Origin of the sequence: Pseudomonas sp. IT-P294 (assembly GCF_949767865.1) — a bacterium.
Taxonomy (GTDB): domain Bacteria; phylum Pseudomonadota; class Gammaproteobacteria; order Pseudomonadales; family Pseudomonadaceae; genus Aquipseudomonas.
In genome coordinates this window covers 138,071-165,044 of record NZ_CATKQW010000033.1, presented here as the reverse complement: position 1 = coordinate 165,044, position 26,974 = coordinate 138,071, and the positions used below count along the sequence as shown (strand labels likewise).

Annotated in this window: 22 protein-coding genes; 8 read left to right on the top strand and 14 right to left on the bottom strand. The window is 56.8% G+C overall.

Annotated elements, in window-relative coordinates; genetic code table 11:
- Positions 1-20: 20 nt before the first annotated feature.
- From ACM6I0_RS19750 to sdhC, 5 genes are all read right to left on the bottom strand, one after another.
- A complete protein-coding gene (locus ACM6I0_RS19750) occupies positions 21-2,852 on the bottom strand; it encodes a 2-oxoglutarate dehydrogenase E1 component (RefSeq protein WP_285435480.1) in 2,832 nt (943 codons plus the stop codon).
- Between the two features lie 259 nt (positions 2,853-3,111).
- The gene (locus ACM6I0_RS19745) at positions 3,112-3,816 is read right to left on the bottom strand and encodes a succinate dehydrogenase iron-sulfur subunit (RefSeq protein WP_010456852.1); all 705 of its coding nucleotides are present in this window, start codon (positions 3,814-3,816) and stop codon (positions 3,112-3,114) included.
- An 11-nt stretch (positions 3,817-3,827) separates the two neighbouring features.
- On the bottom strand, positions 3,828-5,603 hold the full coding sequence (gene sdhA, locus ACM6I0_RS19740) for a succinate dehydrogenase flavoprotein subunit (protein ID WP_027922415.1): 1,776 nt from the start codon (positions 5,601-5,603) through the stop codon (positions 3,828-3,830).
- Positions 5,604-5,606: 3 nt separating this feature from the next.
- Positions 5,607-5,975 carry a succinate dehydrogenase, hydrophobic membrane anchor protein gene (gene sdhD / locus ACM6I0_RS19735; RefSeq protein WP_027922414.1) on the bottom strand — a complete coding sequence of 123 codons (369 nt, stop codon included), beginning with the start codon at positions 5,973-5,975 and terminating at the stop codon, positions 5,607-5,609.
- A complete protein-coding gene (gene sdhC / locus ACM6I0_RS19730; protein WP_027922413.1) occupies positions 5,969-6,343 on the bottom strand; it encodes a succinate dehydrogenase, cytochrome b556 subunit in 375 nt (124 codons plus the stop codon). The genes sdhD and sdhC overlap by 7 nt, the downstream gene beginning before the upstream one ends.
- 363 nt (positions 6,344-6,706) lie before the next feature.
- Between sdhC and gltA the strand changes: the two genes are divergently transcribed.
- Positions 6,707-7,996 carry a citrate synthase gene (gene gltA / locus ACM6I0_RS19725; RefSeq protein ID WP_017337241.1) on the top strand — a complete coding sequence of 430 codons (1,290 nt, stop codon included), beginning with the start codon at positions 6,707-6,709 and terminating at the stop codon, positions 7,994-7,996.
- Between the two features lie 397 nt (positions 7,997-8,393).
- On the opposite strand, the gene ACM6I0_RS19720 is transcribed toward gltA, so the two are convergent.
- The 4 genes from ACM6I0_RS19720 to ACM6I0_RS19705 all read right to left on the bottom strand — a co-directional run bounded on the left by ACM6I0_RS19720 (position 8,394) and on the right by ACM6I0_RS19705 (position 12,355).
- A complete protein-coding gene (locus ACM6I0_RS19720; protein WP_414923062.1) occupies positions 8,394-8,681 on the bottom strand; it encodes a hypothetical protein in 288 nt (95 codons plus the stop codon).
- A gap of 628 nt (positions 8,682-9,309) precedes the next feature.
- Complete coding sequence (locus tag ACM6I0_RS19715) at positions 9,310-10,968, bottom strand: cation acetate symporter (RefSeq protein ID WP_414923061.1); 1,659 nt, start codon at positions 10,966-10,968, stop codon at positions 9,310-9,312.
- The gene (locus ACM6I0_RS19710; protein ID WP_017337238.1) at positions 10,965-11,276 is read right to left on the bottom strand and encodes a DUF485 domain-containing protein; all 312 of its coding nucleotides are present in this window, start codon (positions 11,274-11,276) and stop codon (positions 10,965-10,967) included. The genes ACM6I0_RS19715 and ACM6I0_RS19710 overlap by 4 nt, the downstream gene beginning before the upstream one ends.
- Before the next feature lie 227 nt (positions 11,277-11,503).
- Positions 11,504-12,355, bottom strand: a complete 852-nt coding sequence (locus ACM6I0_RS19705; RefSeq protein ID WP_414923060.1) for a glycine betaine ABC transporter substrate-binding protein — start codon at positions 12,353-12,355, stop codon at positions 11,504-11,506.
- A 328-nt stretch (positions 12,356-12,683) separates the two neighbouring features.
- On the opposite strand from ACM6I0_RS19705, the gene ACM6I0_RS19700 reads away from it, so the two are divergent.
- Complete coding sequence (locus ACM6I0_RS19700) at positions 12,684-14,237, top strand: beta (1-6) glucans synthase (protein WP_285434826.1); 1,554 nt, start codon at positions 12,684-12,686, stop codon at positions 14,235-14,237.
- 126 nt (positions 14,238-14,363) lie between these two features.
- Here ACM6I0_RS19700 and ACM6I0_RS19695 read toward each other — a convergent pair whose 3' ends face one another.
- Both ACM6I0_RS19695 and ACM6I0_RS19690 read right to left on the bottom strand, forming a co-directional pair.
- A complete protein-coding gene (locus ACM6I0_RS19695; protein WP_414923059.1) occupies positions 14,364-17,075 on the bottom strand; it encodes an RHS repeat-associated core domain-containing protein in 2,712 nt (903 codons plus the stop codon).
- 106 nt (positions 17,076-17,181) lie between these two features.
- Positions 17,182-17,550, bottom strand: a complete 369-nt coding sequence (locus ACM6I0_RS19690) for a hypothetical protein (protein ID WP_285434824.1) — start codon at positions 17,548-17,550, stop codon at positions 17,182-17,184.
- A 224-nt stretch (positions 17,551-17,774) separates the two neighbouring features.
- Between ACM6I0_RS19690 and ACM6I0_RS19685 the strand changes: the two genes are divergently transcribed.
- On the top strand, positions 17,775-19,073 hold the full coding sequence (locus ACM6I0_RS19685; RefSeq protein WP_285434823.1) for a serine/threonine protein kinase: 1,299 nt from the start codon (positions 17,775-17,777) through the stop codon (positions 19,071-19,073).
- On the top strand, positions 19,066-19,854 hold the full coding sequence (locus tag ACM6I0_RS19680) for a VacJ family lipoprotein (protein WP_285434821.1): 789 nt from the start codon (positions 19,066-19,068) through the stop codon (positions 19,852-19,854). Before ACM6I0_RS19685 ends, ACM6I0_RS19680 begins: the two co-directional genes overlap by 8 nt.
- A gap of 171 nt (positions 19,855-20,025) precedes the next feature.
- On the opposite strand, the gene ACM6I0_RS19675 is transcribed toward ACM6I0_RS19680, so the two are convergent.
- Positions 20,026-20,940 carry a DUF808 domain-containing protein gene (locus ACM6I0_RS19675; protein WP_414923058.1) on the bottom strand — a complete coding sequence of 305 codons (915 nt, stop codon included), beginning with the start codon at positions 20,938-20,940 and terminating at the stop codon, positions 20,026-20,028.
- 134 nt (positions 20,941-21,074) lie between these two features.
- On the opposite strand from ACM6I0_RS19675, the gene ACM6I0_RS19670 reads away from it, so the two are divergent.
- Complete coding sequence (locus tag ACM6I0_RS19670; RefSeq protein WP_285434818.1) at positions 21,075-21,680, top strand: TetR/AcrR family transcriptional regulator; 606 nt, start codon at positions 21,075-21,077, stop codon at positions 21,678-21,680.
- 129 nt (positions 21,681-21,809) lie between these two features.
- Here ACM6I0_RS19670 and ACM6I0_RS19665 read toward each other — a convergent pair whose 3' ends face one another.
- On the bottom strand, positions 21,810-22,268 hold the full coding sequence (locus ACM6I0_RS19665) for an REP-associated tyrosine transposase (RefSeq protein WP_285434831.1): 459 nt from the start codon (positions 22,266-22,268) through the stop codon (positions 21,810-21,812).
- A gap of 213 nt (positions 22,269-22,481) precedes the next feature.
- Positions 22,482-22,922: a GlcG/HbpS family heme-binding protein gene (locus tag ACM6I0_RS19660; protein ID WP_090181615.1), complete on the bottom strand. Its 441-nt coding sequence runs from the start codon at positions 22,920-22,922 to the stop codon at positions 22,482-22,484.
- Positions 22,923-23,189: 267 nt separating this feature from the next.
- Between ACM6I0_RS19660 and gcl the strand changes: the two genes are divergently transcribed.
- From gcl to ACM6I0_RS19645, 3 genes are all read left to right on the top strand, one after another.
- Complete coding sequence (gcl, locus tag ACM6I0_RS19655) at positions 23,190-24,965, top strand: glyoxylate carboligase (protein ID WP_090181614.1); 1,776 nt, start codon at positions 23,190-23,192, stop codon at positions 24,963-24,965.
- 138 nt (positions 24,966-25,103) lie between these two features.
- Positions 25,104-25,886, top strand: a complete 783-nt coding sequence (gene hyi / locus ACM6I0_RS19650; RefSeq protein ID WP_414923057.1) for a hydroxypyruvate isomerase — start codon at positions 25,104-25,106, stop codon at positions 25,884-25,886.
- Positions 25,887-26,041: 155 nt separating this feature from the next.
- Positions 26,042-26,935: a 2-hydroxy-3-oxopropionate reductase gene (locus ACM6I0_RS19645; protein ID WP_259151063.1), complete on the top strand. Its 894-nt coding sequence runs from the start codon at positions 26,042-26,044 to the stop codon at positions 26,933-26,935.
- Positions 26,936-26,974 lie beyond the last annotated feature (39 nt).

Genomic DNA, 26,974 nt, shown 5'->3' with positions numbered 1-26,974 from the left:
GTTTCAGGTGCGCGAAGGCGTTAAACAGTAAAGGCGTCTTGCAGCAGTTTTTCCTGCTGCTCAGCGTGCATCGATGCATAACCACAAGCAGGTGCAGCAGAAGCATCACGGCCCGCGTACTCGAGTACGAGAGATTTGTTGTGATTGCCAACGATGCGGCGCATGTGGTGCTGGCTGCAGTACCAGGCACCCTGGTTCATCGGCTCTTCCTGACACCAAACGATATGTTTGAGGTTGGTGTACGGAGCCAGGACTTCGTTCAAGTCGTCCTCAGGGAACGGGTACAGCTGCTCGATACGCACGATGGCGATGTCATCACGACCTTCGGCACGGCGTTTTTCCAGCAGGTCGTAGTAGACCTTGCCGCTACACAGAACAACGCGCTCGACCTTTTTCGGGTCCAGTGCATCGATTTCCGGGATAACGGTCTGGAACGAACCTTCTGCCAGATCTTCCAGGGTCGATACGGCCAGCTTGTGACGCAGCAGCGACTTCGGAGTCAGAACGATCAACGGCTTGCGCAGCGGACGAATGACCTGACGACGCAGCAGGTGGTAGATCTGGGCCGGTGTAGTCGGTACGGCAACCTGAATGTTGTGCTCGGCGCACAGTTGCAGGTAACGCTCCAGACGAGCCGACGAGTGCTCCGGACCCTGACCTTCATAACCGTGCGGCAGCAGCATGGTCAGACCGCAGAGACGGCCCCACTTGTGCTCGCCACTGGTGATGAACTGGTCGATAACCACCTGGGCACCGTTGGCGAAGTCGCCGAACTGGGCTTCCCAGATCACCAGCGCCTCAGGCGTGGTGGTCGAGTAACCGTATTCGAACGCCAGAACCGCTTCTTCGGACAGGAACGAATCGTACAGGTCGAAACGTGGCTGGCCTTTGTACAGGTTCTGCAACGGAATGTAGGTACCCGCGTCTTTCTGGTTGTGCAAGACAGCGTGACGGTGCGAGAACGTACCGCGACCGATGTCCTGACCCGTCATGCGAATCGGGTGACCTTCGAACGCCAGGGTTGCGTACGCCATGGTTTCGGCGTAACCCCAGTTGATCGGCAGGCCGCCGACTTGCATCTTCTGACGGTCTTCGTAGATTTTCGAGACCTGGCGCTGAACCACGAAGCCTTCTGGAATTTCCAGCAGCTTGGCGGACAGTTCCTGCAAGGTTTTCAGATCGAAACGCGTGTCGTGACGCGCGGTCCAGGCGTGGCCCAGATACGGACGCCAGTCCACGAACAACTCTTTGTTCGGCTCTTTGACCAGGCTTTTTACAACATGCAGACCATTGTCCAGCGCATTGCGGTATTCATCGACTTTCGCCTGAACACGCTCTACGTCCAGCACACCGGACTGGGTCAGACGATCGGCATACAGTTCACGGGTGGTGCGCTGTTTGGTGATCTGCTGATACATCAGAGGCTGGGTGCCGCTTGGCTCGTCGGCCTCGTTGTGGCCGCGACGGCGGTAGCAGACCAGGTCGATTACCACGTCACGCTTGAATTGCATGCGGTAGTCAATGGCCAGCTGAGTGACGAACAATACAGCTTCCGGATCATCACCATTCACATGGAGGATCGGCGCCTGGATCATTTTCGCCACGTCGGTCGCGTACTCGGTGGAGCGCGAGTCCAGCGGGTTGCTGATGGTGAAACCGACCTGGTTGTTGATCACGATGTGCACGGTGCCGCCGGTCTTGAAACCGCGGGTCTGCGACATCTGGAAGGTTTCCATTACCACGCCTTGACCAGCGAAAGCCGCGTCACCGTGGATGGAGATCGGCAGAACCTTCTCACCGGTTGGGTCGTTACGACGATCCTGACGGGCGCGAACCGAACCCTCGACCACTGGAGATACGATTTCCAGGTGGGACGGGTTGAACGCCATGGCCAGGTGAACTTCACCGCCGGTGGTCATCACGTTGGAAGAGAAGCCCTGGTGATATTTAACGTCACCGGAACCCAGCTCGACCTTCTTCTTGCCTTCGAACTCGTCGAACAGCTCGCGCGGGTTCTTGCCGAAGGTATTGACCAGCACGTTCAGACGGCCACGGTGGGCCATGCCGATGACGATTTCCTTGGTACCGTAGGAACCGGAACGCTGGATCAGCTCGTCGAGCATCGGAATCAGGCTTTCGCCGCCTTCCAGACCGAAACGCTTGGTGCCCGGGTATTTGGTACCCAGGTATTTTTCCAGGCCTTCACCGGCAGTAACACGCTCGAGCAGATGGCTCTTGATGTCTGCGGAGTACGTCGGACGGCCACGCACGCTTTCCAGACGCTGCTGGAACCACTGGCGCTGCTCCGAATCGGTGATGTGCGTAAATTCAGCGCCGATGGTGCGGCAATATGTCTGCTGCAACGCTTCGTGAATTTCGCGTAGGCTCGCCTCCTCTTTGCCGATGAACAGGTCGCCGGCACGGAAGGTCGTATCAAGATCGGCATTGGTCAAGCCGTAATGATTGATCGACAGGTCTGCAGGTGCAGGACGCTGCCACAGCCCCAGCGGATCAAGCTGGGCTGCCTGGTGGCCACGCATACGGTAGGCCTGGATCAGTCGCAGCACTTCAACTTGCTTCTTCTCGTGCTCACTGCTCACGCTGCCGGCGGAAACCGGTTGGGCGCGGCGCTGGTTCTTTGCCAGCAAGACGAAATGATCGCGAATTGTGGAGTGCGATACATCGGTGGCAGGGTTGCCGTCAGCAGGCAACTTCTGGAAGTAGGTGCGCCACTCTTCTGGCACAGCGTTAGGGTCGTGCAGGTAGAGCTCGTAGAGCTCTTCCACATAGGCAGCGTTACTACCGGATAGGTAGGCGCTGTTCCACATGCGCTGCATCACGCTTTCTTGCATGCTTGGTCACCCTCGGTTAGGGGAACACCACCGGCGTCGACACCGAGCAAACTTGCAGAAGTCCAAATGCAGCGACCAAAACAAGCCACTTAGGATCACGCTGATAGTCCGGGTACCAGCCCGGATGCCCCTGCTTGTCTCATTTCTTCAAAATAAGAGCCGCAGCTTTATGGGCTGCTGCTCAGGTTAAAACTACGGCGCCGGTTGAAGCCTGCGCCGTAGCATCTACGGGTACAGCGGTCCTGCATTTACAGCTGAATCACACACCGCTTTGCAGCAGCATGTTACGTACGTGTCCGATGGCCTTAGTCGGGTTCAGGCCTTTCGGGCAGACGTTGACGCAGTTCATGATCCCGCGGCAGCGGAATACGCTGAACGGGTCATCCAGCGAAGCCAGACGCTCGGCAGTCTTGGTATCACGGCTGTCTGCCAGGAAGCGGTACGCTTGCAGCAGTGCAGCTGGACCCAGGAACTTGTCGGGGTTCCACCAGAAGGACGGGCAAGAGGTCGAGCAGCAAGCGCACAGGATGCACTCGTACAGACCGTCGAGCTTTTCACGCTCTTCCGGAGTCTGCAGACGCTCGATGGCCGGAGCCGGCGTGTCGTTCTGCAAGTAAGGCTTCACCTTTTCGTATTGCTTGTAGAAGATGCTCATATCGACGACCAGGTCACGGATTACCGGCAAACCTGGCAGCGGACGAACGATCAGCTTGTTACCTTTTACAACAGAAGACAGCGGCGTGACGCACGCCAGACCGTTTTTGCCGTTGATGTTCATGCCGTCGGAACCGCAAACGCCTTCACGGCAAGAGCGACGATAGGAGAAACCCTCGTCCTGCTCTTTGATCAGGGCCAGCACGTCCAGCACCATCAGGTCTTTACCACCGGTGTCGACCTGGAATTCCTGCATGAACGGCGCAGCGTCCTGATCAGGGTTGTAGCGATAAACACTGACTTGCAACATGGCGGCCACCCTTAATAAGTCCGAATCTTAGGTTCAAAAGTCGGAACAGTCTTCGGCGAGAAGTTCACGGCCCGCTTGGTTACGCGCTTGTCACCCGGGAAGTACAGGGTGTGGCACAGCCAGTTTTCATCGTCGCGATCTTCGTAGTCTTCACGGGCGTGAGCGCCGCGGGACTCTTTGCGGATTTCAGCAGCGATGGCGGTGGCTTCGGCCACTTCCAGCAGGTTCTGCAGTTCCAGGGCTTCGATTCGAGCCGTGTTGAACGCTTGGCTCTTGTCGTTGATCTTGACGTTGGCGATACGGCCACGCAGATCAGCGAGCTGGGCAATACCCTTCTGCATGTATTCGCCGGTACGGAATACACCGAAGTAGTTCTGCATGCAGCTTTGCAGCTCTTTACGCAGGGTAGCGACGTCTTCACCTTCGGTACGCGAGTTCAGGCCATCGAGACGTGCCAGGGCAGCGTCGATGTCGGACTGGCGAGGGCGAGCGTAGTCGACGCCTTCTTTCAGGGTCTGTTCCAGGAACAGGCCGGCGGCACGACCGAAGACCACCAGGTCGAGCAGCGAGTTGCCGCCCAGGCGGTTGGCACCGTGAACCGATACGCATGCCACTTCACCTACAGCGAACAGGCCAGGAATGATCTGGTCTTTGCCGTCGGCGTCTTGGGTGATTGCCTGGCCATGAATGTTGGTGGCAACGCCGCCCATCATATAGTGGCAGGTTGGAACGACCGGAATCGGCGCCACGGCTGGATCGACGTGAGCGAAGGTCTTGGACAGTTCCATGATGCCTGGCAGACGGCTGTGCAGAACTTCTTCACCGAGGTGATCGAGCTTCAGCATTACGTGGTCGCCATCCGGACCGCAACCGTTGCCGGCGATGATTTCTTTAACCATCGAGCGAGCAACCACGTCACGACCAGCCAGGTCTTTGGCGTTCGGAGCATAACGCTCCATGAAACGCTCGCCGTGCTTGTTGATCAGGTAGCCGCCTTCACCGCGGCAACCTTCAGTCACCAGTACACCGGCGCCGGCGATGCCGGTCGGGTGGAACTGCCACATTTCGATGTCTTGTACCGGCACGCCAGCACGCAGAGCCATGCCGACGCCGTCACCGGTGTTGATCAGGGCGTTGGTGGTGGACGAGTAGATACGACCTGCACCGCCGGTCGCCAATACGGTGGCGTTAGCGCGAACGTAGGAAGTTTCGCCGGTTTCGATGCAGATGACGATCATGCCGACAAAGGCACCGTCTTCGTTCTTCACCAGGTCGACGCCATAGTATTCGTTGAGGAATACGGTGCCGGCCTTGAGGTTGGCCTGGTACAGGGTGTGCAGCAAAGCGTGACCGGTACGGTCGGCAGCAGCGCACGTACGGGCAGCCTGGCCACCTTTACCGAAGTCTTTCGACTGACCGCCGAACGGACGCTGATAGATGCGGCCCTGTTCGGTACGGGAGAACGGCAAGCCCATGTGCTCGAGTTCGAAAACTGCTTCCGGACCTACGGAACACATGTATTCGATAGCGTCCTGGTCACCGATATAGTCGGAACCCTTGACGGTATCGTACATGTGCCAGCGCCAGTCATCGTTCGGATCAGCGGACGCGATGGCGCAGGTGATGCCACCCTGGGCGGATACAGTGTGCGAACGAGTCGGGAAAACCTTGGTAACTACGGCAGTCTTGTGACCACCTTGTGCCAATTGCAGCGCAGCGCGCATGCCAGCACCGCCGCCGCCAATGATGATGGCGTCGAACGAAAGCGTATTAACTGTAGTAGACATGAATCAGATACCCCAAAGAATCTGCACACCCCAGACGAAGTAGGCGAACATCGCGACGCCGCATACTGCCTGGAAGAGGAAACGTATCGCAGTCGCGGACTTGCCGAACGCCATTGGCGTCAGGTAGTCGGTCGCGATGGTCCACATGCCGACCCAGGCGTGAGCGCCGAGGGCAACGAGGGCCAGGAGACTGAAAATACGCATCCAGTTGCTTGCGAACAGTTCATGCCATTGGGCGTAGCCGATGCCGGGATGGGCAACGACGTATCCGATCAGGAAAATGAAGTAAGCCGCGAGAACGACCGCAGACACACGTTGTGCCATCCAGTCATAGAGGCCCGAACGGGACAGGTTCGTGACGTTAGTTACCATATCCAAACTCCTGCCAGAACGATTACCACCACGGAAACGGCGATAACGATTTTCGAGCCCAGTTTGCCGCCTTCAAGCGACTCGCCGATGCCCATGTCCATGATCAAGTGGCGCACACCGGCAACCAGGTGATACAGCAAGGCGGACAGGATGCCCCAAATCACTAGCTTGGCTAGCGGACTGGTCAGACACGCTTTCACCTGACCGAAGCCTTCTTCTGAGCTCAGCGATTTGTCCAATGCATAAAGCATGATGGCCAGGCTGACAAAGAGGATGACACCGGAGATTCGGTGAAGAATGGACGTGTAAGCAGTGACTGGGAGTTTGATGGTCCTTAGGTCTAGGTTTACAGGTCGTTGGCTATTCACGGCTTTTTTTCACACTGAAGAGCCCCTAACAATCAGGGCAAAGTTGTTGGGGAGTGCACTGGTCAGGTACCCACCACCCAGGGAGTGCGACCCCCAATAAAGCAGGCCCAAAAGCCCCTGGCGGTCGGAGGCCGAGTATAGACAGTTAGGCTACTAATGACAACGCGTTCACCTTCCCCTAATAGCGCATTGCACAAGTTGGATAAAAGGCGTAAATGGCAGTCAATTTCGAGGAAAAAGTCCGGTTAAAGCCTTCTGGAGCAAGACTTTAGGCAAATTGACATTCGAATTTATCTCACTATAGTGGTGCGGGCCCTGCGTGGGGGGTCTGTCTGATGATTTCAAGCATAAATAGGAGGCCACATGGCTGACAAAAAAGCGCAGTTGATCATCGAGGGCGCAGCCCCCGTCGAGCTGCCCATTTTAACCGGCACCGTTGGTCCCGATGTTATCGATGTTCGGGGCCTGACGGCCACGGGCCGTTTCACCTTTGACCCTGGTTTCATGTCGACAGCTTCCTGCGAGTCGAAGATCACCTATATCGACGGCGACAACGGCATTCTGCTGCACCGCGGCTATCCGATCGAACAGCTGGCTGAAAAGTCGGACTACCTGGAAACCTGCTATCTGCTGCTCAACGGCGAATTGCCGACTGCAGAACAGAAGGCCCAGTTCGTCAGCACCGTGAAGAACCACACCATGGTTCACGAGCAGTTGAAGACTTTCTTCAACGGTTTCCGTCGCGACGCCCACCCAATGGCCGTCATGTGCGGTGTAGTCGGCGCTCTCTCGGCCTTCTACCACGACTCCCTCGACATCAATAACCCGCAGCATCGCGAAATCTCCGCGATCCGCCTGGTCGCCAAGATGCCGACCCTGGCAGCGATGGTTTACAAGTACTCCATGGGTCAACCCATGATGTACCCGCGCAACGACCTGACGTACGCGGAAAACTTCCTGCACATGATGTTCAACACTCCGTGCGAGATCAAACCGATCAGCCCTGTGCTCGCCAAGGCCATGGACCGGATTTTCATCCTCCATGCCGACCACGAGCAGAACGCATCGACCTCTACCGTACGTCTGGCCGGCTCGTCGGGTGCCAACCCGTTCGCCTGTATCGCCGCCGGTATCGCTGCACTGTGGGGCCCTGCCCACGGCGGCGCGAACGAAGCTGTTCTGACCATGCTTGACGAAATTGGCGATGTGTCGAACATCGACAAGTACATCGCCAAGGCCAAGGACAAGAACGATCCGTTCAAACTGATGGGCTTCGGTCACCGGGTTTACAAAAACCGCGACCCACGCGCCACAGTTATGAAGCAGACTTGCGACGAAGTGCTGAAGGAATTGGGGATCAACAACGATCCGCAACTCGAACTGGCCATGCGCCTGGAAGAGATCGCCCTGACCGACCCGTACTTCATCGAGCGCTCGCTGTACCCGAACGTCGACTTCTACTCGGGGATTATCCTCAAGGCGATCGGCATTCCAACCAGCATGTTCACCGTGATCTTCGCTCTGGCGCGGACCGTTGGCTGGATCTCCCACTGGAAAGAAATGCTCTCCAGCCCGTACAAGATTGGCCGTCCGCGCCAGCTGTACACCGGTTACGAGTCGCGTGACATTACCAAGCTGGAAGACCGCAAATAAGACCTGTCTTGCGATAACGTCTTGAGTTGTACGCTGTACCGGGAACGGCCTCTATTTATATAGAGGCCGTTTTTGTTTGGGCGGTGGTGGTGTGGTGTGGGATTGGGGGCATATCCGTTGCTGCGGTAACGGCTGCTTATGGTTTCGCTTTTACAGCGACTCACTTTTCCAGACGCCGAAAAGTAAGCAAAAGGCTTCGCCCCGGCGTACGGCGCCTCGCTAGGGCTCCGCGTACCCTTGCTACGGTGTCCATCAGGGGGCATCGCCTCCGGTCTGCTTCGCGACGACCTCCTCTCGATGTGTGCGGCTGCGCCGCACGGCGCTACGCGCCTAACCCCCTGATGGACACCTACGCTCGGCCTGCCGAAGGGGCGAAAGGTCAAGATCAAGATCAACGTCAAAAGCCAAAGCCAAAGCCAAAGCCAAAGCCAAAGCCAAAGCCAAAGCCAAAGCCAAAGCCAAAGCCAAAGCCAAAGCCAAAGCCAAAGCCAAAGCCAAAGCCAAAGCCAAAGCCAAAAGGATCGCAGTCGTCGAGAAGCTTGCGTACATCCGAAAAGAACACGTCGACTACAAAGTCTCCTTCGCAGGCAAGCCAGCTCCCACAGGGTCGGTGTACATCTGGAGACTGGTCGGCTGTCAGGCCGCCATCGCTGGCAGGCCAGCTCCCACAGGGTTTGGTGTACATCTGCAAGAGACTGGTCGGCTGTCGGGCCGTCATCGCTAGCAGGCCAGCTCCCACAGGGTTTGGTGTACATCTGCAAGAGATTGGTCGGCTGGCCGGCCGCCATCGCCAGCAGGCCAGCTCCCACAGTAAATCATGGTGTACCACCCGCTCTTCACCACTCAATAGGCCGAGCGGTAGCTCGCCTGCTTTTGATTTTGATCTACCCGCCCCTTCGGGAGGCTGAGTGGAGGCGTTCATCTGGGGGGTAGGCGCGTAGCGCCGTGCGGCGAAGCCGCACACATCGAGAGGAGGTCGTCGCGAAGCAGACCGGAGGCGATGCCCCCAGTTGAATGCCGGAACGAAGGAACACCGAGCCTAAGCGAGGGGCCGGACGCCGGGGCGAGCCTTTTTTTTGCTTACTTTTTTTGAGGCGTTTGTCAAAAAAAGTGAGTCGCCGTCAGGGCGAAACCCTAAGCCGCCGTTACCGCAGCAACGGATATACACACAACCAACCCAAAACATGGTCGGCCCAAAGGCCGCCACGCCCCCCCACCCACAAACAATCCGATAACCGCCCACAAAAAAAATGCCCCGATCTCACGACCAGGGCATTTTCATTTAACGCAATGACACAGATAAACCCGAAGCCTTAGTGCGAAACCGCCCCACTCGCCCCCAACCCAGTCTGCGAACGAACAAACTGCGGGAAGAACAGCGCGCGTTCATTAACACCCGCCGTAGACTTATCAGTAATCGAGAAGAACCAGATCCCCGCAAACGCAATAGCCATAGAGAACAGCGCAGGGTACTCATACGGGAAGATAGCCTTCTCGTGATGCAGAATCTGCACCCAAATGGTTGGCCCAAGCACCATCAAACCAACAGCACTCACCAGACCCAACCAGCCACCGATCATCGCACCGCGAGTCGTCAGCTTCTTCCAGTACATGGAAAGCAACAGCACCGGGAAGTTACAGCTCGCCGCGATGGAGAACGCCAGGCCCACCATGAACGCAATGTTCTGACTTTCGAACAGAATGCCCAGGCCAATCGCCAACACGCCCAGACAAATGGTGGTGATTTTCGAAACGCGAATCTCATCCTTGTCGTTAGCCTTGCCCTTCTTGATCACGCTGGCATAAAGGTCGTGAGACACCGCCGTAGCACCGGCCAGGGTCAAACCGGCCACAACAGCCAAGATGGTCGCGAACGCCACCGCCGAGATGAAGCCCAGGAAAATACTGCCACCCACCGCGTTGGCCAAGTGCACCGCCGCCATGTTGTTGCCGCCCAACAGCGCGCCGGCCGCATCTTTAAAGGCAGGGTTAGTGCTGACCAGCAAGATCGCGCCGAAGCCGATGATGAACGTCAGGATGTAGAAGTAGCCGATGAAGCCAGTGGCATACAGCACGCTCTTGCGAGCTTCCTTCGCGTCACTCACGGTGAAGAAGCGCATCAGGATGTGCGGCAGGCCCGCGGTACCGAACATCAGGGCCAGGCCAAGGGAGAACGCCGAGACCGGATCTTTCACCAGACCGCCCGGGCTCATGATCGCCTCACCTTTAGGGTGAACCTTGATCGCCTCGGAAAACAGCATGCTGAAGTCGAAGTTGACATGCTTCATGACCATCAGCGCCATAAACGAAGCACCGGACAGCAGCAACACCGCCTTGATGATCTGCACCCAAGTGGTCGCCAGCATGCCGCCGAACAACACGTACATGCACATCAGAATACCGACCAGGATCACGGCAACGTAGTAGTCCAGACCGAACAGCAGCTGGATCAGCTTGCCGGCACCGACCATTTGCGCGATCAGGTAGAACGCCACCACCACCAGCGAACCGCAAGCAGACAGCGTGCGGATCTGGGTTTGCCCCAGGCGATAGGACGCCACGTCGGCAAAGGTGTATTTACCCAGGTTACGCAGGCGCTCGGCGATCAGGAACAGAATAATCGGCCAGCCCACCAGGAACCCGATCGAGTAGATCAGGCCGTCGTAGCCAGAGGTGAACACCAGGGCGGAAATACCCAGGAAAGACGCCGCCGACATATAGTCACCGGCGATGGCCAGACCGTTCTGCAAGCCGGTGATCTTGCCGCCTGCCGCATAGTAGTCGGCCGCCGAGTTATTACGCTTGGAAGCCCAGTAAGTGATGCAGAGAGTCAAGCCGACAAACGCCACGAACATCAGAATCGCGGAAACGTTGAGCGGTTGTTTATGCACTTCGCCAGTCAGGGCTTCAGACGCCCAGGCCCCAGGTGCAAAGGCTGCGATGCTCAATAGAGCCATTAAACGCCGGATCATTGCTGAGCCTCCTTGAGAATCGCATTGTTCAGGTCGTCGAATTCGCCATTGGCGCGTCGTACGTAAATTGCAGTCAGGATAAAGGCCGAGAGAATCAGCCCGACACCAATCGGTATCCCCCAGGTAATCGAAGATTCAGGGCTGATCTTCGCGCCCAGGATATGCGGCCCGTAAGCAATCAGAAGAATGAATCCGGAGTAAAGCCCAAGCATGATCGCTGAAAGTATCCAGGCGAACCTTTCTCGTTTGCTAACCAGCTCCTTGAAGCGCGGGCTATTTTGAATCGAGAGGTAAATGCTGTCGTTCATTGTTTTTATCCTCGCAGCACAGATTAAAGTTGGAACGTTATCCACTCTATGCGGCTGCGGAAGAGGTTCCAGACGACCTTAGTATTAGAACGACATGACGGTCTGGCCATTTTCCAGCAAATATTAATTAGCCTGCTTTGCACCCCTGCTGCGAAAAAATGAAAAAGGCCCCTTGGCGTTACCGCCGAGGGGCCCTGGAAGCTGCTGACCAGAAGCGTCAGCTCAAATCATTTGGTCCAGTCTGCAACGCGCTCAGGGTGTTTGGCCACCCAATCCTTTGCCGCGGCTTCAGGCTTGGCACCATCTTGAATCGCCAGCATGACTTCGCCGATTTCGTCTTTCGATGCCCACTGGAAGTTCTTCATGAACTTGGCGACTTCCGGAGCTTTGGTTGCCAGTTCTTTGCTGCCGATGTTGTTCACGGTTTCAGCCGCGCCGTAAACGCCTTTCGGGTCGTCCAGGAAGCGCAGTTTCCACTTGGCGAACATCCAGTGCGGCACCCAACCGGTCACAGCAATGGATTCGTTTTTCTTCTCTGCACGGGTCAGCTCGGCAATCATGCCGGCACCGGAACTGGCCTTGAGTTGATACCCGGTCAGATCGTAATCCTTGATTGCCTGCTCGGTCTTGATCATCACGCCCGAACCGGCGTCGATGCCGACGATGCGTTTTTTGAAGCTGTCGTCGGTTTTAAGGTCTTCAATAGTTTTGGCTTTGACGTACTCCGGCACGATCAGGCCGATTCTCGCGTCCTTGAAGTTCGGACCGTAATCGACAACCTGGTCCTTGTTCTTGGTCCAGTACTCACCATGGGTCACAGGCAGCCACGCAGACATCATGGCATCGAGTTTGCCAGTAGCCACGCCCTGCCACATGATCCCGGTGGCAACTGCTTGCAATTTCACGTCATAACCGAGTTTCTGCCTGATCACTTCAGCGGCCACGTTGGTCGTGGCAACACTGTCCGACCAGCCGTCGACATAACCGATAGTCACTTCTTTGGCTTCGGCGCTGGCTATAGTAGAACTGATCGCCAGGACCAAAGCGGCACCTGCGCCCAAGAGTCGTCGCATCTTCATCGTTACTTCCCCGAAAGTGCTGCGCTCGACGGATGCCGAGTCGCGTCAACGTATTGTTATGGTGCACAGCGCCCCCATCACGCCCACCGCAAACTCGCCCGAACATCAGTGGAGTACTGACGCCTCGATAATCAACCTGACGACAACGACGACCTGCTCTGTCAGCGACCTCAAGCCATCGAGAAACGACATCAGATCGCCATTAATTTAGAGCACAGAAAGCGTTCCAGCCAATCCGCCCGAACTTTGCATGTCAAAATCATGCAGGCCACCAAGCGCAGGGCAAATACAGGTAACATGCGCGGCTTTGTTCCCAGACGGCCTGACCATGCCCGCGACATCCCGCTTTCCTTTTATTGCCTACCTATTTGCGTGTCTGCTGGGGCTGTTTGCTCTCGGCGGCTTCTGGTACGGCCTCGGCAAACCGGTCATTTTGCCGGACGTGGCCAGCGCGACGCACAAGCTGCAATGCGCCTCCTACACCCCGTTCGACAAGGACCAGTCGCCCTTCGATCAGCCGTTCAAATTGCGCCCCGAGCGCATGGATGCCGACCTCGCGCTGCTGGCCAAAAGCTTCGAATGCATCCGCACCTATTCCATGACCGGCCTTGAAGCCCTGCCCGCCCTGGCGCGCAAGCATGGACTGAAGTTGATGATCGGTGCCTGGGTCAACAGCAACCCGGTGGATACCGAAAAAGAAGTCGACCTGCTGATCGCCTCGGCCAATGCCAACGCAGACGTGGTGACCGCGGTCATCGTCGGCAATGAAACCTTGCTGCGCAAGGAAGTCACCGGCGCGCAACTGGCCAAGCTGATCACCAAGGTCAAGAGTCAGGTCAAGCAGCCGGTCACTTATGCCGACGTCTGGGAATTCTGGCTCAAGCACCCGGAAGTCGCGCCGGCGGTGGATTTCCTGACTATCCATTTGCTGCCTTACTGGGAAGATGATCCTTCGAACATCGACGCTGCGCTGCAGCATGTGGCTGAAGTGCGCCAGGTGTTCGGTAACAAATTCGCGCCCAAGGACGTGATGATTGGCGAAACCGGCTGGCCGAGCGAAGGCCGTCAACGCGAAACCGCCCTGCCAAGCCGGGTCAATGAAGCCAAGTTCATTCGCAACTTTGTGATCATGGCCGAGCAGCAAGGCTGGCATTACAACCTCATCGAAGCTTTTGACCAGCCATGGAAACGCGCAAGCGAAGGTGCGGTCGGCGGCTATTGGGGTCTGTTCGATGCCGATCGCCAGGACAAGGGCGTGCTGGCCGGTCCTGTGTCGAACGTGCCGTACTGGTCGCAGTGGCTGGCAGTCGGCGGCTTGATCTTTCTCGCCACGCTGATGCTGGGCGGGCGTGTACGCAGCACTCGCGCCGCGCTGGTGTTGCCGCTGTTCGGTGCACTGGCTGCCTGTTCGATTGGAGCCTGGGGTGATCTGGCCCGTGTCACCACGCGCTTTGCCAGTGAATGGCTATGGGTGGCGTTGCTGACCGGCTTGAACCTGCTGGTGCTGGCCCATGCCGCACTGACTCTGAGTGCCCGCACCGGCTGGCGTGAACGGGCGTTCAATGCGTTGGAGCGTCGCGCTGGATGGCTGGTCGCTGCCGCAGGGTTTGCGGCGGCGGTGATGATGCTGGAGTTGGTGTTCGATCCACGTTATCGCAGCTTCCCCAGTGTTGCCTTCATCCTTCCGGCCCTGGTTTACCTGTGCCGACCGGTGAGCGTGCCGCGCCGTGAAATCGCGCTGCTGACTTTCATCGTCGGTGCCGGCATCGCGCCGCAACTGTTCCGTGAAGGCTTGCAGAACCAGCAGGCCTGGGGTTGGGCGCTGGTGAGTGTGTTGATGGTGGCGGCGTTGTGGCGCTGCTTGCGGGTTCGCAAAGGCTGATCTGCAGTGAACCGACAAACGCCTTAGTACAAACCTGCTCTCCGCTCATTATTGGACGGAGAGCAGGAACCTAGCGATAAGATTGCTACAAGGATTCGAGACCACCCCGAAAGCGGATGACCACCCTTAATGCCTGCTCGCTTGTGAACGTCGCGGAACAACTACCTTGCTGTACGTTTTGCGGGGATGGTAATTCTTCCAAGCTGGGTGGTTGAAAAACTCAGCTTGTGACAGTTCTCGACCCGCCACAAAAAACTTCACATTATTTTTAACTTCAGGCGTATCTTTGCGCCTGTACACATACCTGATTTCTGAAGCAGTAACACTGGTACCAGCACCCGGCTTTTTCGAGACAATGTCGTCCAGAGTCTCAATCAAGTTATCAATAGCGAACAGGACCTTCTTGTCGCGTTCAAAAATTTGAAACTCCAATCCCGCCTTACTCGAACGGCGCCACATCGGAACGTTTACCTCGAAAAAGTTACCTACCCCTTTCTCATCCTTTTGAAAATACCTGTTAGTCATGGCGAACTCCTTGTAAGCAACGCCACGTTCAGCGTCCACTAGCTCCGCCTTTATTTGCTCATCAGAATTGTACACACCTGCCGTTACAGTCGGACCAAACGCCGCATCGGTCAAATCATTTTGCTTCAATACATTCCGTTTTTTTTCCCATAACAACCTGGGGATACCTTCCTTCCAAAGTGGCAACCTAGAAAATTCTTTGACCCCTGCTTTTTCCAACGCTTTCAGCGCAAGATCCCGAGGTTCACGTAATCCAAACAAAATGTCCCCCTCTTCAAAGGCAGAAACCAACGTGCCGTAATCATCCTTGCCTCCAGCATTAACATTCGTATTATTAAGCCCGGCCTTATCAAAGAAGGTGACAGGACTATTACCCGCCATACAATATAAATTCAAGCCATCTACTACACCCGCAGGGTCTGGACTCAGCCATCGATTCCACCAAGGCACATAATACCTAAAACCGTAATAACACAATCCGGTCGCATCTAACTCCTTACCTGAATAGCGGCTCGTCTTATCATTCGCCTTAACAATATCGCTTCCTGCCCACCACGCCGTGCAGCCGTAAGAATAAAAGACCTCTTCACTTATAACCTCCCCACCATCATCCATTTCCAAGCAGCATGAACCGATTTGATCGGTCAACGTATAGCGGTAACTGATCGTATTTACTTTTTGCCGCCGGTCCATCCGGTGCTGCACACGAACATTGCATAACTCTGAATGCACATTGATAACATGCAGTTCTTCTTCATTATCGGTGCGGATTTCCAGCCCTCGCAAATAGCGGACCTCATGGCTACGGACCAAACGACCGACCAAATTTGTGCGAATTTTTCTTTGCCTTTGTCCGACATAGTCATAAACATAGTTCTCGGCATCGTTCCGCATGCCTGGGCGTACTACTTGCTCGACTCGCTGCAGAAGATTTCGCTCATCCCAAAACAAGTCCTGCCCGGGCAACAGCAACCGCTTATTACCGTTCGGGTCATACCCCGCAGCAATTTCAGCTTCCGTAGGCAATTCACCGTTGCTCTTTTGCACGAGGGCACGATTACTGTATTTCGACACTTTCATGCGCTGGGTACGGCTACCAAGCGCGGCGCAATGAATCTGCGTAATGAGATTTCCACTACAATCGTAGCCAAAGGTCTCAGTATAATTTTCCAGCTGACCTGGGTCCGCCGGTGATTGAAACTCTGGCAAATACGGCCCTACTCTTCCACCGACTACTTGCCAGCCAGTGGCATAAATCAACTGATAAAGAGTGTCGTAATGAAAAGTCCTTACCGGCTCTATCCTCTGGTTGCGAAAATAACGAACAGGCAAAGCCTTATCCTCAATTGACAAAATATTGCCAACAGGGTCATAGCAGTAAATCAAATGCTGCAAAAGTGGTTTTCCAGGAAACTGCGCCTTTAACTCCTCCAGTCTTCCATCGACAGAAGAGTGCATAGCAGAACAGACAAGCCCATTAGCGAATGTTTGCCGCTCAACTTTATTGAAAGCATTGTAACGAATGTCAACCAACAGATCTTTTTCTTGCCCATCTACGCCTATTTGTACTTTTATCCCGGCAACCTGTGCGTCAACCGTATATTCAAATGTTTGAGTATTATGTTCAGCGTCGGTTTGGCAGAGCAATTGAGATACTGCATTATGACGATAACAAGTAGTGGCACCATCGCCCTTTTCATGTAGAAGATCACGATCAGCCTCTCTATGAGGCCAATCCGGCGCTCCCATTTTATCAAGAAACTTCCGGGTACATTCAAGCAGTTCCCCCTTCAGGGAGAACGCCCTAAACATCATGGTCCCAGCGCTGTCATCGTGACGAATTAATTGCCCGCACTGATTTCGCTCGACAAACGCAGAGTCATTCCCCGCATAGGAAAAATACGCATTGACCCTTTCGCTCTCGCCGAAGATTCGCACTGACTCCTTGACTGGACGAATGAGGTCATCGTATTCAACATGAGTGTGCGTGAACTTACTGTCCCAACTATCGCAGTTCTGGCCGGCAGGACCTGGCAAATGCAAGCGATCACCGGCGTCAACACTAGCGGTGAGCAACTCCTTACCTGAGAGACTGAATACTGTTTTGATGTTTGCCGAAATAGTGGGTTCTGTTTCGAGAAGTTTAAACAGACGAGGATCAAACAGGTCTGTTTTGCGCCCAGAACTGTCATACACTTGATAAGTGACACGCTTATCAAGTGGAGCCAGTGCAGTCTCTCGGTGATAGTCCACGGTGCGTACCGTGAGCTCCCGCGGGTCAAACACCGACAATCTGGGAGTGCGGGTGTGCATGTTAGTTTCTCCTGACAGGATCAACGCTATACAACAGCGGCCCGGCCATTTAGATCCGAGCTCTGGAGAACGTCAACTGTCAGAAATAACAGGTAATGCAAGAAACCTAACGAACGGTAGTTTTTCTCACCAACCGCAGTGCAGCAATCACCACCGCAAACACCGCCAACGTCGTGTTGTATAGCGCCAATGCCGGAAACCCTAACACCAGCGCCAATACCGCCAACCACCACCCTGCCCGGCCCGGTACTACAAAACCGATGATCGCTGCGCCCAATGCGGCAAAGCCCAACGCCTTGAAATGAATCATCAGCCCCAAGCTCGAACGAACCTGGCATTCCCAGCGGCTAGCCTCGTCCACACACAAGCCGACCCACTGCGCATCCTCCATGAAGCCATATCGCGCGCCATAGCTGGCGGCCAGCCATAAAGGCAGTAAAACGAGCAGCAGAATCACAGGCAGACGGCGGGACATGAAGCACTCCAATAAACGAAAACGGCAGCCAGCTTAATCCCCCCACAGCGGTAAGCAACCGCGCAGAGCAGATAATTGGTCACGCAATCTCTGCAAAGTGTATCGTCTAGCTACTATTACCCCCAAATTAGGCCTGATTGGTGCCGAGGCATGGCACTTTGGCGCAATCGCGGTGGTCATAGCCTGCGAACTTCATTCGGCACCTTTCCCTAAGGGATCTAGTCATGCTCCGTTCCTTGCGCTTCGCCGCCCTTTTTGGCGGCCTGATATTAAGTGCGTCCGCATTGGCGGTCGACATCGACGCTGCCAGTTATGGCTATCCCCTGACCAACCCGTTCGAGGCGACTATCGCCACGACGCCACCGGACCTGCGTCCGGAGTTACCGCTGGACGACGACATCGATCAGAAGACACGCAGCGTGACATTGCGCCCGGAGCGGGAATTTCAACTGCCAGACAACTTCTGGCCGGTCAAAAAACTGACCTATCGCATCGCCACCCAGGAAAAAGCCGCACCGCTGATCTTCCTGATCGCCGGTACGGGGGCGCGCTATGACAGCAGCATTAACGAATACCTGAAAAAGCTCTACTACAAGGCCGGCTACCACGTGGTGCAACTGTCGTCGCCCACCAGCTTCGACTTCATGAGCGCCGCCTCACGCTTTGCCACACCCGGTATCACCAAGGAAGACGCCGAAGACATGTACCGGGTGATGCAGGCCGTGCGGGCACAAAACCCGAACGTTCCCGTCACCGACTACTACCTGAGCGGCTACAGCCTGGGCGCACTGGATGCGGCATTCGTCGCGCACCTGGACGAAACCCGCCGCAGCTTCAACTTCAAAAAAGTCTTGCTGCTCAACCCGCCGGTCAACCTCTACACCTCGATCACCAACCTGGACAAGCTGGTCCAGACCGAGGTCAAGGGCATCAACAACAGCACCACCTTCTATGAACTGGTGCTGAACAAATTGACCCGCTACTTCCAGCAGAAGGGCTATATCGACCTCAACGATGCCTTGCTCTACGACTTCCAGCAGTCCAAGCAGCACCTGACCAACGAACAGATGGCCATGCTGATCGGCACCTCGTTCCGCTTCTCGGCGGCCGACATTGCCTTCACCTCGGACCTGATCAACCGTCGCGGCCTGATCACCCCGCCTAAATACCCGATCACCGAAGGCACCAGCCTCACGCCGTTCCTCAAGCGTGCTCTGCAATGCGACTTCGATTGCTACATCACCGAGCAAGTCATCCCGATGTGGCGCGCTCGCACAGACGGCGGCAGCCTGCTGCAACTGATCGACCAGGTCAGCCTGTACGCCCTCAAGGATTACCTGCACGACAGCCCGAAAATCGCCGTCATGCACAACGCTGACGATGTGATTCTCGGCCCTGGCGATCTTGGCTTCCTGCGCAAGACCTTCGGTGATCGCCTGACCCTTTATCCATTGGGCGGCCATTGCGGCAACCTTAACTACCGCGTCAACAGCGACGCCATGCTGGAGTTTTTCCGTGGCTAAATATCTCCTGCTTATCGCAGCGTTACTCTGTGCAGGCGTCGCCAATGCCGACAACAGCAAAGCCAACGCTCCTGTCGTGGTCGGCTCTGACGGTTTCAAAGAGCCGTTGAGCAAACTCAAATTCAACCCGGGGCTGGATCAGCGCGAGTTCGAACGCTCGACACTCAACGCGCTGGCCGTCTATGACCCGCTGGAAGAGTGGAACCGTCGGGTTTATCACTTCAACTACCGTTTCGACCAATGGGTGTTCCTGCCTGTGGTCGACGGTTATCGCTACATCACACCGAGTTTCCTGCGCACCGGCGTCAGCAACTTCTTCAATAACCTGGGCGACGTGCCGAACCTGGTGAACAGCTTGCTGCAGTTCAAAGGCAAGCGTTCGCTGGATACCACCGCGCGCCTGCTGCTCAACACCACCGTTGGCATCGCCGGCCTCTGGGACCCGGCCACCGCCATGGGCCTGCCACGCCAGAGCGAAGACTTCGGCCAGACCCTGGGCTTTTACGGTGTACCGGGTGGCGCGTACTTCGTGTTGCCGATCCTTGGGCCTTCCAACATCCGCGACACGGGTGGCCTGGCTGTGGACTTCACTGCGGAGTCGGCGATCAACTTCCTGAACGTCGCGCAAGTCAGCGAAAACCATCCGGAAATCTGGGTCCTGCGCAGTATCGACAAGCGCTATCAGACCGGCTTCCGTTATGGCCAACTGAACTCACCGTTCGAGTACGAGAAAGTGCGTTACGTCTACACCGAGTCGCGCAAGTTGCAGATCGCCGAGTAAATCCATCGGCAACAAAAAAGGCCATTCGATGCAGATCGAATGGCCTGATCGTTCCCACGCTCTGCGTGGGAATGCAGCCCGTGACGCTCTGCGTCACATCCATAAGCGGACGCAGAGCGTCCAATTGAGGCATTCCCACGCAGAGCGTGGGAACGATCAGGCCGCTGGATCTCAGCCTTTGACTGAGCGCCAGATCTTGCTGACCCCCATCACCCCCGCCAACACCACCGCACCGGCCACAATCCCCGCCACCGCATTCAGCAACGTCGGCACGATAAGCCCGGCACCGCCCGCCCCGGCGCTCACGCTCTCAATCCAGTGATGAACCACCGGCACGCCATGGGTCAGAATCCCGCCGCCGACCAGGAACATCGCCGCCGTACCAATCACCGACAGGCTTTTCATCATGTACGGCGCTGCACGCAGAATCGCGCCGCCGATGCTTTTGGCCATCTGTGCGGGTTTCTGGGTCAGCCACAGACCCAGGTCGTCGAGCTTGACGATGCCCGCTACCAGCCCGTAAACGCCGATGGTCATGACGATGGCGATGCCCGACAGGACAATGACCTGCTGGGTCAACGACGCATCCGCCACAGTGCCCAGGGTGATCGCAATGATTTCCGCCGAGAGAATGAAATCCGTGCGTACAGCGCCTTTGATCTTGTCCTGCTCGAACGCCACCAGATCGACCGCTGGATCGGCTACCGCCTCAACCAGCTCGGCATGTTCAGCCTGGTCTTCGTCTTTGCTGTGCAGAAACTTGTGGGCGAGTTTCTCGAAGCCTTCGAAACAAAGGTACGCGCCACCGACCATCAACAGCGGTGTGACCAGCCAGGGAATGAAGGCACTAATGGCCAGCGCCGACGGCACCAGGATCAATTTATTGCGAAATGAGCCTTTGGCGACCGCCCAAACCACCGGGATTTCCCGTTCAGCGCGTACGCCGCTGACCTGCTGGGCATTGAGCGCCAGATCATCGCCGAGTACACCAGCGGTTTTCTTGGCGGCCATTTTGGTCATCAACGCCACATCGTCTAGAACCGCGGCAATGTCGTCGATCAGCACCAGCAAACTGCTTCCTGCCATGAATCAGGCTTCCTTCTTGAATGAATGCCGCGCAGCATAACGCGGCCAAGCGCCACACGGGGCATTCTTGAGCGCCGCGCGAGGCCGGTGCTACCATGCGCAACCGCCAGAACAGGCAAGGAACCCCCTGGTTTATGAGCACTATCCGCGAGCGCAACAAAGAACTGATCCTGCGTGCCGCCAGTGAAGAATTTGCCGACAAGGGCTTTGCTGCGACCAAAACCAGTGACATCGCAGCCAAGGCCGGATTGCCCAAGCCCAACGTCTATTACTACTTCAAATCCAAGGAAAACCTCTACCGCGAGGTCCTGGAAAGCATCATCGAGCCGATTCTGCAGGCCTCAACGCCGTTCAACGCCGATGGGGTGCCGAGTGAGGTGCTGAGCGGCTACATCCGCTCGAAGATCCGCATCTCCCGCGACCTGCCCTTCGCCTCGAAGGTGTTCGCCAGCGAAATCATGCACGGCGCCCCGCACCTGAGCGCCGACCTGGTCGAGCAACTCAACGGCCAGGCCAAGCACAATATTGCCTGCATCCAGACCTGGATCGACCGCGGCCAAATCGCCCCCATCGACCCCAACCACCTGATGTTCAGCATCTGGGCAGCCACCCAGACTTATGCCGACTTCGACTGGCAAATTTCTGCGGTGACCGGCAAGGACAAACTGGATGAGGCCGATTATGAAGCGGCGGCGCAGACGATTATTCGATTGGTGTTGAAGGGGTGTGAGCTGGACTGAAAGACCCCATTGACCCCATCGCGGGCAAGCGCGCTCCCACAGAAATTGCAGGTGCTCACGAAGTTGGGGTTAAACCCAAATCCACTGTGGGAGCGAGCTTGCTCGCGATGGCGGCAATACGGTATCCGATCAAACCCAGATAGCATCCCACAGCGGATAATCGCCGTACCGTGCAACTAAGCCAGCCCGCAATGGGTTGGTCACAACATATCGCCCAAGCTGAACCAAATCCGCCTCTCTCCTCAATGCTCGATCGTGATAGCCCTGCTGCCAAAGACTGCCCCTGCGACCGGTGGACATGTTGACTGCCCGCGTACTCAGTGACTTGGTCTTTTGCATCAGCTCACTCAAAGATCCCTGCTGCAATTCGATCAACCAGTGAAAGTGGTCGGGCATCACGACCCAAGCCAATGAATTTGCCCAACCCTGAGTTTGAGCATGACGAAATTGGTCCACGACCAATCGTCCCAAAAAGAAATCCTTGAAGACAGGCACTCGGTCCAATGTATTAGTGGTCAGCAGATAAATGCGATTTGCTTCGGCATAACGACCAAGGCGCAGGCGATGTGAAGCAGGAAAATCTGGCATTCCTTTGCCTCTCATGATTCAAGTCATGTGAAGGCTAGACCTATGGATGCTTGAGGGTGGGGCAGATTTTTAGCTGGATGTGTCCAGAAGATAGCTATCGCGAGCAAGCTCGCTCCCACAGGGGTTAGGGGTGCTCACAACATTTGTGTTCACCGAAAATCCAATGTGTGAGCGAGCTTGCTCGCGATCGCGATAGATCAATCGACAAAAATACTAGGCAGTAACCCCCGCATCCGCCCTCAACCCCACCGCCTCGATCGCACTGATCGCACACTGCTCATCAACATCCGACAGATCCCCGCTGATCCCCACCGCTCCCAGCACATTGCCGTCCTGATCCCGAATCAACACGCCACCCGGTGCCGGCACGACGCTGCCTTGCCCCAGGCTATTCAACGCGGCGAAGAAGGCCGGGCGTTGCTGGGCGTCCAGTGCCAGCAGGCGGGAGCCTTTGCCCAGGGCAATGGCGCCCCAGGCTTTGCCGATGGCGACCTGCGGGCGTAGCAGGCTGGCGCCGTCTTCGCGTTGCAGGGTGATCAGGTGCCCGCCGGCGTCCAGCACCGCGATGGTTAACGGGGCTGCGGAGATTGCACGCGCAGCGGAGATGGCCTGAGTGGTCAGGTTGACTGCGACTTTCAAGGTTAAAGCGCTCATGGTGCCGTCCTCATTTTGTTTTTTGGAAAGCCGTTGGGCTGCGCCGTTGTGCCGCAGTCCGATGCAACAAATAGAACACAATGAATTATTTTTTTGTATACAATAATTATCGAAAAGCGCCACATGCGACGAAAAGCCACAGTAGAACGGCCTTCCGACGAATGAAACAGTCGCTTGAGAAAATGGATTGACCTGCGCCGTCCGCCGTGAATACACTCTGCGCAAAGCCACTTGTATACAATTACAAAACGTAAGAGGCACAAAACCATGAGCAAAATGAGAGCAATCGAAGCCGCCGTTCTGGTGATGCGCCGCGAAGGGGTTGATACCGCTTTTGGCATCCCGGGCGCCGCAATCAACCCGCTGTACTCCGCCTTGCAGAAGGTCGGTGGCATCGATCACGTCCTCGCTCGCCACGTTGAAGGCGCCTCGCACATGGCCGAGGGCTACACCCGCACCAAGGCCGGCAACATCGGCGTGTGCATCGGGACTTCGGGACCTGCCGGTACCGACATGGTCACCGGGCTCTACAGCGCCTCGGCCGACTCGATCCCGATCTTGTGCATCACCGGTCAGGCACCGCGAGCGCGCATGCATAAGGAAGACTTCCAGGCCGTCGATATCACCACCATCGTCAAGCCAGTGACCAAGTGGGCGACCACTGTCATGGAGCCGGGCCAGGTGCCCTACGCATTCCAGAAAGCCTTCTACGAAATGCGCTCCGGCCGTCCAGGCCCGGTGCTGATCGACCTGCCGTTCGACGTGCAGATGGCTGAAATCGAATTCGACATCGACGCCTACGAACCACTGCCGCTGGCCAAGCCAACCGCCAACCGCGTGCAAATCGAGAAGGCCCTGGCCATGCTCGATCAGGCCGAGCGCCCATTGCTGGTCGCCGGTGGCGGCATCATCAATGCCGACGCCAGCGAATTGCTGGTGGAGTTCGCCGAGCTGACCGGCATCCCGGTGATCCCGACCCTGATGGGCTGGGGCACGATCCCGGACGATCACCCGTTGATGGTCGGCATGGTCGGTCTGCAGACGTCGCATCGCTACGGCAACGCCACCCTGCTCAAGTCCGACGTGGTGTTGGGCGTCGGTAACCGTTGGGCCAACCGTCATACCGGCTCGATCGACGTGTACACCGAAGGCCGCAAGTTCATCCACGTTGACATCGAACCGACGCAAATCGGCCGCGTGTTCAACCCGGACCTGGGCATCGTCTCCGACGCTGCTGCTGCGCTGACCGTGTTCATCGAAGTCGCTCGCGAGTGGCAAGCAGCAGGCAAGCTGAAAAACCGCAGCGCCTGGCTGCAAGATTGCCAACAGCGCAAAGCCAGCCTGCAACGCAAGACTCACTTCGACAACGTGCCGGTCAAGCCGCAACGGGTGTACGAAGAGATGAACCAGGTGTTCGGCAAAGACACGTGCTACGTCAGCACCATCGGTCTGTCGCAGATTGCCGGCGCGCAGTTCCTGCACGTCTACAAGCCGCGTCACTGGATCAACTGCGGTCAGGCCGGTCCATTGGGCTGGACCATTCCGGCCGCATTGGGCGTGGTCAAGGCCGACCCGAGCCGCAAGGTCGTGGCACTGTCGGGCGACTATGATTTCCAGTTCATGATCGAAGAATTGGCGGTGGGCGCGCAGTTCAAGCTGCCGTATATCCACGTTGTGGTAAACAACTCGTACCTGGGGCTGATTCGTCAGGCTCAGCGCGGTTTCGACATGGACTATTGCGTGCAGCTGTCCTTCGATAACCTGAACGCTCCGGAACTCAACGGTTACGGTGTCGACCACGTTGCGGTCGCCGAAGGCCTCGGCTGCAAGGCACTGCGCGTGTTCGAACCGGGTCAGATCCAGCCAGCCCTGCGCAAGGCTCAGGAACTGATCGAAGAGTTCAAGGTGCCGGTGATCGTCGAGATTATTCTGGAGCGCGTGACCAACATTTCGATGGGCACCGAGATCAACGCCGTCAACGAATTCGAAGACCTGGCGCTGGTCGGCAACGATGCGCCAACCGCGATTTCGTTGCTTGATTAACTGCTGATGATGATCGTTCCCACGCTCTGCGTGGGAATGCAGCCCGGGACGCTCCGCGTCCCAAGAGCGGACGCAGAGCGTCCGAAGAGGCATTCCCACGCAGAGCGTGGGAACGAGAACTTAAAACGGGAGACCACCATGCCGCGTTTCGCAGCCAACCTGTCCATGCTCTTCACCGAACAGGACTTCCTCGCCCGTTTCGAAGCGGCCGCCAAGGCCGGCTTCAGTGGTGTCGAGTACCTGTTCCCTTACGACTTCAGCTCCGCCGAAATCAAGGCCAAGCTCGATGCCAACGGTCTGACCCAGGTGCTGTTCAACCTGCCGGCCGGTGACTGGGCCAAGGGTGAGCGCGGTATCGCGTGCCTGCCGGACCGTGTTGAAGAGTTCCGCGCCGGTGTCGACCTGGCCATCGCCTACGCACAAGTGCTGGGCAACACTCAGGTCAACTGCCTGGCCGGTATTCGTCCACAAGGCGTCGACGATGCCACCGTGGAGAAAACCTTCGTCGCCAACCTCAAGTACGCCGCCGACAAGCTGCAAGCGGCCGGCATCAAACTGGTGATGGAAGCGATCAACACCCGCGACATCCCGGGTTTCTACCTGAACAACACGGCGCAAGCCCTGTCGATTCGCGAACAGGTCGGCAGCGCCAATCTGTTCCTGCAATACGACATCTATCACATGCAAATCATGGAGGGCGACCTGGCTCGCACCATGGCCGCGCATCTGGGCGAGATCAACCACATCCAGTTGGCCGACAACCCAGGACGCAACGAACCGGGCACCGGTGAAATCAACTACCGCTTCCTGTTCGAACACCTGGACCGCATCGGTTATCAGGGGTGGATCGGCTGTGAATACAAGCCACTGACCACCACTGACGCGGGCCTGGGCTGGCTGAAAACCCATAACGCGATCTGATCTGACACAGATCCCCTGTAGGCGTGAGCCTGCTCGCGATGAAATCACCTTGGTACACCTGATGTACCGCAGCGCCTGAATCGCGAGCAGGCTCACTCCTACAAAAAGCTATGCACCCATTTGCTTGAGCAACACAAAAACAAGAGGAATTTTTCATGGCTAAAATCGGATTTATCGGCACCGGCATCATGGGCCACCCAATGGCGTTGAACCTGCAGAAAGCCGGTCACAGCCTGTTCCTGTCGGCGCACCACGACGCCGCGCCTGCCGACCTGGTTGCCGCTGGCGCCGTCGCCCTGGCGAACCCGAAAGAAGTGGCCCAGGAAGCTGAAATCATCATCATCATGGTGCCGGACACCCCACAGGTAGACGACGTGCTGTTCCGTGAAGATGGCGTTGCCGCCGGTGTCGGCAAAGGCAAAATCGTCATCGACATGAGCTCGATCTCGCCGACCGCCACCAAGGCATTCGCGGCAAAGATCAACGAAAAAGGCGCGCAATACCTCGATGCGCCAGTGTCTGGCGGTGAAGTCGGCGCCAAGGCGGCGACCTTGAGCATCATGGTCGGCGGCGATGCCGATGCCTTCGAACGCGCCCTGCCGCTGTTCCAGGCGATGGGCAAGAACATCACCCTGGTCGGCGGCAACGGTGACGGTCAAACCGCGAAAGTGGCGAACCAGATCATCGTCGCGCTGAACATCCAGGCCGTGGCCGAAGCGCTGCTGTTCGCTTCGAAAAACGGTGCTGATCCAGCCAAGGTGCGTGAAGCGCTGATGGGCGGTTTCGCATCGTCGAAGATCCTCGAAGTGCACGGTGAGCGCATGATCAAAGGCACCTTCGACCCGGGTTTCCGTATCAGCCTGCACCAGAAGGACCTGAACCTGGCCCTGCAAGGCGCCAAGGAGCTGAACATCAACCTGCCGAACACCGCCAACACCCAGCAAGTGTTCAGCACCTGTGCGGCCATCGGTGGCAGCAACTGGGACCACTCGGCACTGATCAAGGGCCTGGAACACATGGCGAATTTCTCGATTCGCGATAAGAAGTAAGCCCTGCACAAAACCGCATCAAACCTGTGGGAGCGAGCT

What these genes read in the sequence shown, in the direction of transcription:
- ACM6I0_RS19750 (WP_285435480.1), bottom strand. Translation starts at nt 2,852, where the DNA reads ATGCAAGAAAGCGTGATGCAGCGCATGTGGAACAGCGCCTACCTATCC.
- ACM6I0_RS19745 (WP_010456852.1), bottom strand. Translation starts at nt 3,816, where the DNA reads ATGTTGCAAGTCAGTGTTTATCGCTACAACCCTGATCAGGACGCTGCG.
- sdhA (WP_027922415.1), bottom strand. Translation starts at nt 5,603, where the DNA reads ATGTCTACTACAGTTAATACGCTTTCGTTCGACGCCATCATCATTGGC.
- sdhD (WP_027922414.1), bottom strand. Translation starts at nt 5,975, where the DNA reads ATGGTAACTAACGTCACGAACCTGTCCCGTTCGGGCCTCTATGACTGG.
- gltA (WP_017337241.1), top strand. Translation starts at nt 6,707, where the DNA reads ATGGCTGACAAAAAAGCGCAGTTGATCATCGAGGGCGCAGCCCCCGTC.
- ACM6I0_RS19720 (WP_414923062.1), bottom strand. Translation starts at nt 8,681, where the DNA reads ATGTACACCAAACCCTGTGGGAGCTGGCCTGCCAGCGATGGCGGCCTG.
- ACM6I0_RS19715 (WP_414923061.1), bottom strand. Translation starts at nt 10,968, where the DNA reads ATGATCCGGCGTTTAATGGCTCTATTGAGCATCGCAGCCTTTGCACCT.
- ACM6I0_RS19710 (WP_017337238.1), bottom strand. Translation starts at nt 11,276, where the DNA reads ATGAACGACAGCATTTACCTCTCGATTCAAAATAGCCCGCGCTTCAAG.
- ACM6I0_RS19705 (WP_414923060.1), bottom strand. Translation starts at nt 12,355, where the DNA reads ATGAAGATGCGACGACTCTTGGGCGCAGGTGCCGCTTTGGTCCTGGCG.
- ACM6I0_RS19700 (WP_285434826.1), top strand. Translation starts at nt 12,684, where the DNA reads ATGCCCGCGACATCCCGCTTTCCTTTTATTGCCTACCTATTTGCGTGT.
- ACM6I0_RS19695 (WP_414923059.1), bottom strand. Translation starts at nt 17,075, where the DNA reads ATGCACACCCGCACTCCCAGATTGTCGGTGTTTGACCCGCGGGAGCTC.
- ACM6I0_RS19690 (WP_285434824.1), bottom strand. Translation starts at nt 17,550, where the DNA reads ATGTCCCGCCGTCTGCCTGTGATTCTGCTGCTCGTTTTACTGCCTTTA.
- ACM6I0_RS19685 (WP_285434823.1), top strand. Translation starts at nt 17,775, where the DNA reads ATGCTCCGTTCCTTGCGCTTCGCCGCCCTTTTTGGCGGCCTGATATTA.
- ACM6I0_RS19675 (WP_414923058.1), bottom strand. Translation starts at nt 20,940, where the DNA reads ATGGCAGGAAGCAGTTTGCTGGTGCTGATCGACGACATTGCCGCGGTT.
- ACM6I0_RS19670 (WP_285434818.1), top strand. Translation starts at nt 21,075, where the DNA reads ATGAGCACTATCCGCGAGCGCAACAAAGAACTGATCCTGCGTGCCGCC.
- ACM6I0_RS19665 (WP_285434831.1), bottom strand. Translation starts at nt 22,268, where the DNA reads ATGCCAGATTTTCCTGCTTCACATCGCCTGCGCCTTGGTCGTTATGCC.
- ACM6I0_RS19660 (WP_090181615.1), bottom strand. Translation starts at nt 22,922, where the DNA reads ATGAGCGCTTTAACCTTGAAAGTCGCAGTCAACCTGACCACTCAGGCC.
- gcl (WP_090181614.1), top strand. Translation starts at nt 23,190, where the DNA reads ATGAGCAAAATGAGAGCAATCGAAGCCGCCGTTCTGGTGATGCGCCGC.
- hyi (WP_414923057.1), top strand. Translation starts at nt 25,104, where the DNA reads ATGCCGCGTTTCGCAGCCAACCTGTCCATGCTCTTCACCGAACAGGAC.
- ACM6I0_RS19645 (WP_259151063.1), top strand. Translation starts at nt 26,042, where the DNA reads ATGGCTAAAATCGGATTTATCGGCACCGGCATCATGGGCCACCCAATG.